The sequence below is a fragment of the Psychrobacter sp. NPDC078501 genome (genome assembly GCF_044900935.1).
GTDB lineage: Bacteria > Pseudomonadota > Gammaproteobacteria > Pseudomonadales > Moraxellaceae > Psychrobacter.
In genome coordinates this window covers 264,419-276,942 of the sequence record NZ_JBJDOS010000003.1, presented here as the reverse complement: position 1 = coordinate 276,942, position 12,524 = coordinate 264,419, and the positions used below count along the sequence as shown (strand labels likewise).

Genomic DNA, 12,524 nt, shown 5'->3' with positions numbered 1-12,524 from the left:
ACTGACAAGGTGTGCTGTGAGTCACCACTGACGACACACCTTATGTAATCATCAGCATCTGATAATGACATTTGTCATCCTAGAATCTGTTAATAATGTCACATTGAGTAGCACTTCATGAACAACATGTTATTTCAAATTTTTGATTTGGTCACCACATTCGCTATGATGCTGGTGTTTATTCGTTTTATGTTACAGTTTGCAGGAATGGATGCGAGCAATCCGATGATTGCACCTGCCTATAAGGCGACGCATATCGTCGATGTATTCGGGCGTATTTTCCCGACTGTTGCACAGGGTCGTATTAGTATTGCCGCTATCGTACTAATGTTTTTGATTCGTCTAATCGACATCTCTGGAAAGGCAGCATTAACGCATAAAGGTATTGCCCCTGTACCGCTATTCTTTACAGGTACCACTAGCTTACTGTTAGACTTTTTACGCATGTGTCGCTATTTAGTGATTGGTTCTATTATCGTTAGCTGGATTGTGGTGTTTACCAGATCTGAGCATCCGATTATTGGCATTATTATCAATTTGGCTGAGCCTATTTTGGCCCCTTTTCGTCGTATCACGCCGAATTTAGGTATGCTCGATTTATCGCCAATGGTTGCTTTCTTAGCATTTTATTTGTTGGAGATATTTATCGGTGGCTTGGCTGCGAGTGTGTTGCCAACCTTGGGTTAATCCTAATAGAATTAAATCTGAAAACTGTCATGAAAAAGGCGTTCTATAAAAATATAGAGCGCCTTTTTTGCATCTGTTACTTGGGTAAGCTATGGCTTTGTAAATATGCTAAAAACGAACAAAGCGATTAGGTATGAGCTGAGCTTGAGTATCATCAGGATGCGGTGCATCAGCTGCCCGCAATGTCTGGGTAATCCAACTATCTGCCGATTGCACAGCATCAATGAGAGCATCGCCCATTGCCAAGCGTCCAGCGATAAAGCTGGCGAGTGAACATCCTGAGCCATGGAACTCACCGTCTAAGCGCGGCAAAGTACTTTTATGGACCATTTCCCCCTGTATATATAAGTACTGCTCGATATCACCACTATCAAAATCATGTGAGGTTTTTACCAGTACGGCATGAGTACCTTGAGCACATAGCTTTTGTGCACCGACATGCAAGTCTTGCTCACCGCTAAGCGCTCGTAGTTCATGAGTGTTTGGAGTGATTAAAGTGGCGTAGGGCAGCAATTGTCTAAAGGCGCTAACCAGTGTTTTCTCATCGCCCAAGCTGCCACCGCTATTTGCAACTAGTACAGGGTCTAAGACAAATGGCGTGTTGTTATCGATAACTTGATCAGCAAATAGTTTGGTCAACATTGCGATATTATCAGTAGTGCCAAGCATACCTGATTTGATAGCACTAACAGGTAGATCATCAAGCACCGCAGTAGCTTGAGCTTTTACCAATGATGCTGCGCAAGCCTCAAAGCCAAATACCTGCTGCGAGCTTTGGATAGTGACCGCCGTACACGCGATGGCTGCATGTGCCCCTGATTGTCCAATGGCCTCGATATCCGCTTGTAATCCAGCACCGCCTGAAGGGTCTAATCCTGAAAAACACAGTACGACAGGTCGCATAATAGCTCCTTTTGAGATGTTTTGAAATAAGTGACAAATACTATAGCCACCTACTACTAAAAAATCTATCATAGTCTTATGCTTGTGGATGAGGTATAAGACGGTAGAGTGAGTAGGCCTAATATTAGTGAGCAGTTTGGTCGTTATATTTAGCGATGATATGTCGCAATTTTCTTTATAAAAATGCAATATAAGTACTTATATCTATAATTTTGATAAAAGCCGCATTAAATCTGTAGACAACGCTTGCAATTCGTTTTGGCTTTGTTATAATACTCGCCCACGACATGAGACGTATTGTTAGCATCAATACTATGTTTATAGATTTTTTATAAATGTCTTGAATCGTTAGGTGAAGTGGGTGAGTGGCTGAAACCAGTTCCCTGCTAAGGAACCATACGTGTAAGCGTATCGAGGGTTCGAATCCCTCCTTCACCGCCATTTATTCAGTTGTTATTAGAGTAATAACGCAATATACTGCGTTAAACATTTTAATAATTAATTCAAAAAATAATTTGTTTTAATTAAAAAAGATGTTGACACAAGCGATATTATCTATATAATGACCAACCTAATTTACTGCAAAAGATATTATCTTCGCAGTGGATAAAGTGCAAAATACGCGCCTGTAGCTCAGTTGGATAGAGCACTTGGCTACGAACTAAGGGGTCGGGAGTTCGAATCTCTCCAGGCGCACCATTTGCATAATAGCTTAATACAAGCTGATAAAACATTAAAATAATCGCCTGTCTTATGACAATTGGCGGTTTTTTTATGTCTGTAGCTTTTACCCTTCTACTTATTTATTCTACGACCATCTCTTGTATGTAGCATGATCGGATAGCCAACTAATAATATTAAAGAGCTATCTAAGATATTGAGGAGTAATCTATGATATTGGACAGTCATCTACGATGTTAGGCCATCTACGATGTTAAATAGTCATCTAGGATAATGTACGATAGCCCCACCATTTACGGTACAATAGCGTTACTATTCACTGCTTGCTATGAGCTTGTACCATGTCAAAAAGTCCATCTAAACGTCCGTTAAAAACGACTCAAAAATCAAAGCCTCAATCGAGTGCGCCTGTACAGCAAGATCCTAACGAAGAGCCAACCATCGCTAAGCCTATGATTCGTGTCGTGGCGATTCTCTATGATGGTATGCTGATTTTGGCGCTGTTGTTTTTGGTCGGGACGATACTAACCGTCGTTGGTACGCTGTTGACTATGGAGACGGGTACCGAGTCATCACAAGCTCAGTCACTGCCGCTTTGGTATCAGAACGCCATTATGACGCCGTCATTTGTACTGACACTCGTGGCATTCTATGGAATCTTTTGGCGCCGTGGTGGTCAGACATTGGGTATGCAGACATGGCGGTTAAAAACGATCAATGATGCGGGTCAATGGCTAACGTGGGGTCAGTCGTTTAAGCGTATTTTGGCCGCTTGTCTGATGCCGCTGATTTTTGGCATTATTGGTAGTCTTATTGATGGATCACGCGCCGCTTTATTGGCCAGCGCATTTCTTGGTTTAGTATTCAACTATGTGTTCTGTCTGTTCAACCCTCGCGGTCTGGCGGTACAAGATATGCTGTCCAACACCATCACCCTAAAGATGCCAAAAGTGGCACATGAAGGGCTATGGCGCGGTTTTAAAAATCGTAAGAAAAAATCGTAGTCTGATTTTATTGACGTAACAATTTTTATTGAACTAGTAACTCTTATCGACGTAATAATTTAGTTGTACCAATGCTCAGTTGGTTCAGTCTAAACAGTTACATACTAACGCTTTGGATCAGCCATGCGGTGTAGCCCATAAAGAACAACACTAATGTGGCACCTGACGTACGACCGAACTGGCGTTTTGTTTTAAAGGCAAATACGCATAGTGTCACTAGCAATATCGTCAAGACTCCCATTGCCATCACATCACGCGATAGAATCACTGGGTCGGCTGCGATAGGAGCAATGACGGTCGCTAAGCCGACAACTGCCAAAGTATTGAAAATATTAGAGCCGATGATATTGCCGAGCGCCATATCATGCTCGCCTTTACGGGCGGCTGATAAGCTCGATACCAGTTCAGGCAGTGAGGTCCCGACTGCGACAATCGTTAGACCAATGATAAGCTCACTAAGACCCCATAGCGTTGCTAACTCGACAGCGCCCCAAACAATAGCACGTGAGCTAGCTACTAGCATCAGCATACCGATAATTAAACTGACAAGACCACGCGTTACGCTTGGTTCTAGCTTTTCTAAGCTCTCTGAGTTATTTAAATGCTCTAAGTTATTTAAGTCCTCTGAGTCAGCATTAGCCACGACTATATCGTCTTCGTGCCCATGATAGCCTTCGCGTATACTCATTATGATCTGTAGTCCTAAAACTGCGACCAACAAAATCAACAATACGATACCATCAGCTTGGCTCAGTGTTCCATCACGTAACTGCCAAGCGGCGATGACAGTAATCAGTAGCAGTAAGGGTAAGTCGCGCTTTACGATGCCTCTACGGATGATAATAGGGCTAATTAATACGGTTGCACCAAGTACCAATGCGATGTTGATGATATTTGAGCCATAAGCGTTCCCTAGAGCCAGCTCAGGACTGCCTTCTATCGCTGCTAGTACTGATACCACCATCTCAGGCGCTGACGTGCCTATACCCAATATTAAGACACCAATTAAGAAGCTAGGCACACTAAACTTCTTTGCTAGTGCTGTCGCCCCATCAATAAAGACATCGGCACTCCAAACTAAAATTGCTAACCCAATCAGTATTGCAAGCGCGGCCAACCACATCAGTATGTTTCCTTGTATATGATGAAAAATGTGAATTTGATAAATAAAAGTGGCATAAAAAAAGCCGAATCTTGATTTAGATTCAGCTTTCCCTTTAGCATCGAGATTTTTAGTAATAATAGCAGCTAATTCAAAGATGTAACTTTGTGTTTATCTTAAATTTACCAAAACCTCACCATCCTGTCATATTAAGCAACTTGTACAGGAATGATATTTGCTGTGTCTTTTACGGTGTTGTCTTCGTTGCAATAGACCAGTTTTGGCTGATACGTTGACGCTTCAACTTCATCAAAATGCGCGTAAGCACAAATGATAACGATATCGCCCAAATCTGCCATATGAGCCGCAGCACCATTTAATGAGATAATACCAGAGCCCGCCTCAGCACGGATAGCATAGGTGCGAAAGCGCTTACCGTTGGTCACGTTATAGATATCAATAGATTCATTTTCGCGTAGACCAGCAAGATCTAATAGATCGCCGTCGATACCGCAAGAGCCTTCATAGTGAAGCTCGGCATGGGTAACACGGGCACGGTGTAATTTGCATTTAAGCATATTAAGTAGCATAGGTTGGTTCCTTGGCGTAACTGATATTAATTAACTAAATCAAAAGGTTAATGGGGATAAAATTACCAAAATAAAAGGTCATTATCATTGAACGACTATATTATTCTGGTAATTTAAAGCCATTAATTTGTGAACGTGCTTTTTCGACATCACCATCTAACAACAATGGGAGCGCTTCAAAAGCAGCTGTCAGCGCGCTATCAATCGCAATCTGCTCATCAGGAGATGCTTTAGAGAGAACGTGTCCACTAACTTTAGACTTGTGACCAGGATGGCCGATACCCACACGCAGGCGATGAAAATCATTGCCAATATGCGGCGTGATATCACGTAGGCCGTTGTGACCACCATGTCCACCGTCTGTTTTGAGTTTGATACTACCAGCTGGAATATCGAGCTCGTCATGAGCAATCAACAATTCATCATTTTTGATGCCATAGAAATTTACCATAGGCACCACTGACTGACCAGATTTATTCATAAACGTCAGCGGCATAAGTAAACGCACATCAGACCCATGAATTTGCCCACGCCCTGTCACTCCATGAAACTTCTTATCAGGGGAGAGCGTGATATTAAACTGCTGAGCCAAATGATGGACAAACCAAAATCCTGCATTATGACGCGTAAACATATACTGCTGACCAGGATTACCAAGACCGACAATAAGCTTTATGGCCATAAAAACACCCTGCTTGAGTTTGATAAATAGGGGTAAGGTGTGAAGTACTGATAGACAGTTTATTTTCAAACCTTACTTACAAAAACAGCAGGAGATTTTAATCACCTGCTGTCTTATTGACTAAACGAATGTATCACTAACCAGCACAAAATAATGCACTAGTTAGAAATAGTTATTACTCGCTGTCTTTGTTTTCTTCAGTACCGTCGTTTTGCTCAGTTGCTGGTACTTCATCAGCATCAACGTCAGCATCAGCATCAACTTCTTCTACTGTTGGTGGCTGCATGTTAACGATAGTACGGTCATGGCCGTCTTCTAGCTCAAGCTCATGAATAACAACGCCTTCAGGAAGTTTGATGTCTGATAGACGGAACAAATCACCGATTTCCATGCCAGATACATCTACTTCTAGGTATTCTGGAAGTTGTGATGGTAAGCAGATAACTTCGATATCAGATACTAGAGTAGATAGTACACCAGCAGCAGCAGTACCAGGCGCATCTTCACGACCAGTGAAATGAACAGGAACGTTCATGTGGATTTTCTGACCTTTTACAATGCGCTGGAAATCAGCATGCATTGGGAAGCCTTTAGCTGGATGGCGCTGCAAGTCTTTGATAACTGCTTGATGCTCTTCACCGTCAACGTTGATAGTCAAGATGTGTGAGAAAAACGCTTCGAATTCTAGTGATTTTACTAGTTCGTTAAGCTTAATAGAGATAGCTGTTGGCTCTTCGTTACCACCATAGATGATAGCAGGAACTAGGTTCTGCTTACGTAGGCGGCGGCTCGCACCTTTACCTTGTAGTTCAGCAGCACGATCAACGGCGTTTAGTTCAAAATGATTAATGCTCATGGATATAATCCTATAAAAAAAATGATGAAGTGTCTGGTCATAAAAAAGTGGATTTGCGACCAATCCACTAATACGTGATGATAGCTAATATTATCGTTACGAATAAAACTCGCAATGTCTAAGATTAGCCATTTGCTTATAGCAGCGCTCGCTACGATAATGACCATAACGATAGTTGCTGTTAAGCATGATCAGCACTTTTGATAGTGCCAGCCTAATAAAAACAACGAAAAGGTCAGCACAGGCGCGCATTATACGTGATTCTGTAGCAATAATAAAGACCTACGCAAAACGCCTACACAAAACAAAGCGCCAAGTAAGGATACTTGACGCTCTGTTTTTTAACTATTTGAGATGTCTTACTACAGTCATTGCTACTAAAAATTACCGCAATAGCTGTTTTAAAAATAACTGTATCAGATTAAGCGTCAAACATCGCGCTAATAGATTCTTCGTTATTGATACGGCGTAAGCTTTCGGCCAGCATCGGTGCAATGCTTACCTGACGGATTTTGCTACAAGCTTTGGCTTCAGCAGATAGTGGAATCGTATCGGTCACAACCACTTCATCCAATGCAGATTCGCTGATGTTTTTCAGTGCGTTACCTGATAGGACAGGGTGCGTGATATAAGCTAAAACGCGACGTGCACCATTTTCTTTCAATGCTTCAGCGGCTTTACACAATGTACCTGCAGTATCGACCATATCATCAACGATAACGCAATCACGGTCACGAACATCACCAATGATATGCATTACTTGTGACTCATTGGCACGAGCACGGCGCTTATCAATAATTGCCATGTCGGTATCGCCTAGCTGCTTGGCCATCGCACGTGCACGAACCACGCCACCTACGTCAGGTGAAACAACCATGATATTGTCATAGTCTTGCTTTTGTAGGTCGTTTAGCAATACAGGTGTGCCGTAGATGTTGTCTACAGGAATATCAAAGAAACCCTGAATCTGATCTGAGTGCAAATCAACCGTCATTACGCGATCGATACTGACGATGTTTAGCATGTCAGCGACCACTTTAGCCGAGATAGGTACACGAGCTGAGCGTGGACGGCGATCCTGACGAGCATAACCAAAATATGGCATGACAGCTGTGATACGACCAGCACTAGAGCGACGCAAAGCGTCAGCCATCATCATGATTTCCATCAAGTTGTCGTTGGTCGGTGCACAAGTAGGCTGCATGATAAACACATCTTTACCACGTACGTGTTCTTTGATTTCCACGGCAATTTCGCCATCAGAAAAACGCGTGATGTCAGCTTTACCAAGAGGTATGTGAAGATGATCGGCTACGGTTTTTGCTAATTCTGGGTGGGCATTACCCGTAAAAATCGCCAAATAAGGCATGACAGAAGTCCTATTGATTGACTCAAGCAGCGACCGCTAAGCAGTGTCAAACTGCTCAAATTAAGAAAAGAGTGGTGAAGGTGTTGAAGTATACTATTACAGTAAAAAATGGCAGGGGTAGCTGGACTCGAACCAACGGATGTCAGGATCAAAACCTGATGCCTTACCAACTTGGCTATACCCCTGTAATGTCTAGGCTATGAACAACCGATATATAATAGCGACTAAATAGTCGTTCTTAATATGGTGTCATGACCTGTCAGTTATCTAAAAAACGGATAAACCGTTTAAAACATAACTTTTCCCTAGCGGTGTCCATTGCGAACTATACCGAAACTGGGATAACGTTGTCAATGACAATAAGATAAGTGGCTGTCTATAAACCGCTTATACTCGATGTATCTCTAACGCTTCGTACTAAAAAATGGCAGGGGTAGCTGGACTCGAACCAACGGATGTCAGGATCAAAACCTGATGCCTTACCAACTTGGCTATACCCCTATTGTGGCGACCTATTATAAGTAAATTTTCAGATTTTGCAAGTCATTTGCGGCTTTTTCTGGTATTTATTCATCATAGGTTACTGCTGGCGCTATTTTAGCAAATTAAAATCGGCAATCCTACCGTTGTCATTATTTAGATGATAAGAAATCTAAAGGTTATATGTGCTATTTTAAGTTTCCAACGATATACCCTGCACAAGGCGCATTTGCAATCCACTTCGCCACAAGTTTTTTGTTAGTAGCCACACTCGCATCTAGAGGCAAAAATACCGCACTGCCAGAGCCAGTCATGCGTGCTATGCTCAGTGCTTGCGCTTCTAACCCCTGCAAATAATTCAAGGCATCTGTAACGGCAGGAGCGAGGCTAGTCACTACTGACGTAAAAACATTGTGATAGGGTGCATTGAGCGTTTGTACATAATTAGCGTATTGGTTTTTGATAGTTGCAACCGATAGAGGTGCGATATCTCGCTGTAGTTTAGGATGGGCAAATAGTTTGGCAGTATTTACATGAGCGTTAGGCGTTAAGATTAAATATTGCTGGTCAGGCAACTCAATCGTAGTCAGTTCTTCACCAATTCCCATGGCAATAGCGTCTTGCCCAAAGATAAATATAGGTACATCCGCACCCACAGTCGTGCCAATCTTTATGAGCTCAGCACAAGTAAAGTTAAGCTGCCAAATCTCATTGAGCACTAGCATAGTCGTTGCTGCATTAGATGAGCCACCGCCTAACCCTGCACCCATTGGCAAGTGCTTGTCTAAAATGATGCGCACTTGTGCTAATTGCTCAGGTAAAGTGTTTGACTGTATGGCAAATGCTAGCAATGCGCGTGCCGCTTTGAAAATTAAATTGTCTTCTATATTAGTAGTGATAGCCTCTGCACTATCTAGTATCAGTAGCTGATGACAGAATTGGTTAGCACTTAATTCACTAGCTATAGTAGAAATCACAGCATCATCACTGACCGAAAAATGCAAGTAATCGCCCCAGTTAAGCAGGCGAAAAACCGTTTGCAAATTATGATAGCCGTCGGTACGTTTACCCGTGATGTGCAAAAATAGATTGAGTTTTGCAGGTGATAAACGGGTAATCATAGAAACAGATGGTTCGGCTATATTTTCAGTCATATTTTTTTATCATAAGGTGCAGTTATAAACAGCTATCTTAATTAGCAATGATGGTTTTTAGCAGGCTTTCTGTTGTTAATGAAAGATGGATTAATGATTGATCGTCATTACAACTTTGTTGCCTTGTGGCTGTACTGCACTAATTTTACTAGGTAGCTTATCCGTACCTTTATAAGTAAAGCTGGCTGTCCACTCACCATTGACTGAGCTAACTAAACGGCTCTGATCATCCAGCTGTGGCGCACTATCTGAAGGCGCTGGGCGACCAGAAATCCAGTAAGGCATTTGTGAAATTGGGGCTTGCCAACCAGTGGCTTTCTTTAGCAAGGTTTCGGGATCATCAGCGGTCAATGTACCTGTCTTTTCGCTAACTAGAGTAGCGGTCTGACCATTGTATTCGATGTTGGTTTTACCAATACCAAGTGCGCCAATCAGCTCAATGGCAAATCGGTCATTTTGCTGACCCCATGCATAGAACGCACTACCACCTTGGGTACCGGTCGAATCATTCGCAGGTGTCGTCACTCCAATCTTGCCCGTGATATTAAAGCTCTCTAGCTTTTTGGGTTGATCAGCGTTTTGACCTTGTACAGTAGTCGTTGGCTGGTTGGTCGCGTTGGCCGTTTTTAATGACTGACAGCCAGAGGTTATGACCATTGCTGCAGTTATAGCAGTAAATAGAGCCAATTTATTTGGTTTAAAAGAAGTGATGGATGCTGACATAATAGTTTCTCAAAAATGGAAAGATGAACAAAGATATTAGCTTAAGCGTTATTTGTTGCTCGGTTATGCACGGCTGTTAGCTTCTTATAACGACCTTGTAATTTATAAATGCTTCGTTATTTATAAAAACCTTATCAACTATCATATCTCTGTGACTACAAAGCTCGAATAACATATCCAAAATCAGCGCTATTAATATAGCTGTATGCGGTCATTGATATTATGCTGTCCAAATGAGAAGCGCTGCTGCAAATCTGCGAGTAATGCCTCAACTTTGTCATTGTTACCTAAGCCTTGATAGGCGCGCAATAACAGCGTGCCTGAGCGCAGAGTTGGCAGCACATCATAAGGTGTCTGTAGATAGTCGATGACCTGCTGATAGTTCTCTTTGGCCAATGCATTGCCCGCCAAGACATTTAAGGCTTGCAGATGTAGGTCGTTATCATAACGTGGGTCATCATAGCGAATCTGAATAATTGCGGTAGCTAGCGCTAGACCTTGCTCTGAGCTGCGCTCATTTGCCAGCAGTAACTGTGCATAGCTCAACTGATAGGATAAATTGCTAGGATCTAAAGCCTGCAAATGGTTGAGCAGGGTGCGCTTAACAACATAGTCTTCTTTATCATCTAAAAGCTGAGCCCGTGCAAAGAGTAGCATCTCATTGTCAGGATATTTACGAGCGGCACGGGTTAGTAGACGCAGCGCTTCATCCGACTCGTTTTGTTGCCATAAGATATCGGCTTGCATGACAAAAGTGTCAGGCGCGAATACTGTGAAGTCTTTGCGCAGCTTCTCTAAAGTCGCGATTGCCCCATCGACGTCGTTATCGAGTAATTCAAACGCCACTACCTTTCTACGCGCTTCTAATACCAAATCCTCTTGCATGACGCCATTGAGATAGTATTTGGCTTGATCGAACAACTGCTGACGCTCAGCACTGATACCCAGATAATAATAGGCTTGATCAAGATAAGCTGGACTCTTAGCAAGCATATTGAGTAGCTCATCGGCACTAGCGTACTCTTCAATATCCAAGCTCACTAAGGCTGCGAGCAGAGTAATCTCAGAATCATCGCTGAAGCGGCTATGCGCTTCAAGTAGTAACTTCCAAGCTTGCTCGCTTTGCTTTAAATCTAAGAGATAGCGAATCTCATATAGATATAAGCTTTTACTATCAGGGTTACGTAGACGAGCTTGACTGACATAATTAATGACAGTTTCTGCGGTCACGATTTTACGCAATATATCGGCTTTTAAGGTAATAAAAGGCACATAGTCTGGCTGACGCTCTAGCGCTCGATTGATATGAACGATAGCCACTTCAGGTTCGTTAAACTGATAGAGTAAACCCGCTTTTAATACCGACAATGAGGCGTTTTGCTCACTATCTAATGGCTGCAACGCGGCAAGCAGCTCGCGCTTGTCATCATCATTATTTGGGTAAATACCTATGAGGATTTCGCTTAAGTCTGCGCGTGGGTCATAGCGCAAGATGCGGTTTAACGTTTCACCCGCTAATATATAGTCGTGGGCACGTAAAGCCAAATGCGCGACATAAAACCAAGCAGGTACGTGGTCAGGGTTTTGGTCTTGCCATGTCTTGGCAAACTGTAATGAATCTTCAACCCTTTCGTTACGCAAAGACAGGCTAAGCGCTCTCTCAAACACCGCTGTCGCATCTTCTTTAAAAGACTGTTGCTTATAAATAGAGACCGCACGTCGTTTGTCATCGCGATCAGCAGCAAACTCGGCATCCAGTAGAGCGTACAAGCTTGGTTCACTAAGCTCAGGTTGCCATAGACTGGCTGGCGCTAGGCCATTAATATTTTTTACATTCTCTATGGTGAGTGTATCTTCATTATAAGGTGTATCGAACAGAGTACTATCATTATTTACTTTATTGCCATTTAGCTTATTGTTAGCTGCTTTAGTATCGGTAGCAACGGCTACTTTAGGAATTTTTGTTTCTAGCAATACATCGGGATGGCTAGCATGAACAGGGGCTGCCAAACACAGGCACACGGCTAGAGGCAACGCTAGCTTATACCGTTGACACAGGCGCTCAATAGCGACATGCAATAAAGCACGGAAGCTAGAGTATTCGCTATAGGGATGTGGTGACCGAAGTAATGACCCAAAAAAAATCATAGATAGCCGTATTCGCCCATGGTTTACCTACACAGATAAGGCAAGTTTGTTTTAATCATTTCAAGTTAGTTATTGGCAATATGTACCCATGACAAACATTATAAGAGTAGACCGATGAGATAAACAATAGCATCCGTGTTACTCA

Annotated in this window: 11 protein-coding genes and 4 tRNA genes; 4 read left to right on the top strand and 11 right to left on the bottom strand. The window is 42.6% G+C overall.

Going from position 1 to position 12,524, the window contains the following annotated elements; all coding sequences use genetic code 11:
* Positions 1 to 126 precede the first annotated feature (126 nt).
* A complete protein-coding gene (locus tag ACI2IW_RS06950; protein WP_224737825.1) occupies positions 127 to 687 on the top strand; it encodes a YggT family protein in 561 nt (186 codons plus the stop codon).
* A 108-nt stretch (positions 688 to 795) separates the two neighbouring features.
* Here ACI2IW_RS06950 and ACI2IW_RS06945 read toward each other — a convergent pair whose 3' ends face one another.
* Positions 796 to 1,590 (bottom strand): hydroxymethylpyrimidine/phosphomethylpyrimidine kinase, encoded by a 795-nt coding sequence (locus tag ACI2IW_RS06945; protein WP_404693153.1) that lies wholly within the window; start codon positions 1,588 to 1,590, stop codon positions 796 to 798.
* A 351-nt stretch (positions 1,591 to 1,941) separates the two neighbouring features.
* Here ACI2IW_RS06945 and ACI2IW_RS06940 point away from each other — a divergent pair.
* From ACI2IW_RS06940 to ACI2IW_RS06930, 3 genes are all read left to right on the top strand, one after another.
* Positions 1,942 to 2,031, top strand: a tRNA-Ser gene (locus tag ACI2IW_RS06940).
* A gap of 181 nt (positions 2,032 to 2,212) precedes the next feature.
* Positions 2,213 to 2,289: transfer RNA gene (locus tag ACI2IW_RS06935), tRNA-Arg, on the top strand.
* Positions 2,290 to 2,612: 323 nt separating this feature from the next.
* Entirely contained in the window at positions 2,613 to 3,275 is a 663-nt protein-coding gene (locus ACI2IW_RS06930; RefSeq protein WP_404693152.1) for an RDD family protein, read from the top strand.
* Between the two features lie 97 nt (positions 3,276 to 3,372).
* Here the strand turns inward: ACI2IW_RS06930 and ACI2IW_RS06925 are convergent, their stop codons facing one another.
* The 10 genes from ACI2IW_RS06925 to ACI2IW_RS06880 form a co-directional block, all read right to left on the bottom strand.
* Positions 3,373 to 4,398 (bottom strand): calcium/sodium antiporter, encoded by a 1,026-nt coding sequence (locus ACI2IW_RS06925; protein ID WP_404693151.1) that lies wholly within the window; start codon positions 4,396 to 4,398, stop codon positions 3,373 to 3,375.
* Between the two features lie 188 nt (positions 4,399 to 4,586).
* Positions 4,587 to 4,967, bottom strand: coding sequence for an aspartate 1-decarboxylase (panD, locus tag ACI2IW_RS06920; RefSeq protein ID WP_010196068.1), 381 nt, complete (start codon positions 4,965 to 4,967; stop codon positions 4,587 to 4,589).
* Positions 4,968 to 5,067: 100 nt separating this feature from the next.
* Positions 5,068 to 5,649 (bottom strand): aminoacyl-tRNA hydrolase, encoded by a 582-nt coding sequence (gene pth / locus ACI2IW_RS06915; RefSeq protein WP_101205142.1) that lies wholly within the window; start codon positions 5,647 to 5,649, stop codon positions 5,068 to 5,070.
* A gap of 175 nt (positions 5,650 to 5,824) precedes the next feature.
* Positions 5,825 to 6,505, bottom strand: coding sequence for a 50S ribosomal protein L25/general stress protein Ctc (locus tag ACI2IW_RS06910; protein ID WP_057758040.1), 681 nt, complete (start codon positions 6,503 to 6,505; stop codon positions 5,825 to 5,827).
* Between the two features lie 421 nt (positions 6,506 to 6,926).
* Entirely contained in the window at positions 6,927 to 7,874 is a 948-nt protein-coding gene (locus ACI2IW_RS06905; protein ID WP_057758042.1) for a ribose-phosphate pyrophosphokinase, read from the bottom strand.
* 109 nt (positions 7,875 to 7,983) lie between these two features.
* Positions 7,984 to 8,059, bottom strand: a tRNA-Gln gene (locus tag ACI2IW_RS06900).
* 240 nt (positions 8,060 to 8,299) lie between these two features.
* Positions 8,300 to 8,375: transfer RNA gene (locus tag ACI2IW_RS06895), tRNA-Gln, on the bottom strand.
* Between the two features lie 167 nt (positions 8,376 to 8,542).
* Complete coding sequence (gene ispE, locus ACI2IW_RS06890; protein WP_404693150.1) at positions 8,543 to 9,508, bottom strand: 4-(cytidine 5'-diphospho)-2-C-methyl-D-erythritol kinase; 966 nt, start codon at positions 9,506 to 9,508, stop codon at positions 8,543 to 8,545.
* Positions 9,509 to 9,598: 90 nt separating this feature from the next.
* Entirely contained in the window at positions 9,599 to 10,231 is a 633-nt protein-coding gene (gene lolB, locus ACI2IW_RS06885) for a lipoprotein insertase outer membrane protein LolB (protein ID WP_404693149.1), read from the bottom strand.
* A 192-nt stretch (positions 10,232 to 10,423) separates the two neighbouring features.
* Positions 10,424 to 12,379, bottom strand: coding sequence for a hypothetical protein (locus tag ACI2IW_RS06880; protein ID WP_404693148.1), 1,956 nt, complete (start codon positions 12,377 to 12,379; stop codon positions 10,424 to 10,426).
* Between the last annotated feature and the right edge of the window lie 145 nt (positions 12,380 to 12,524).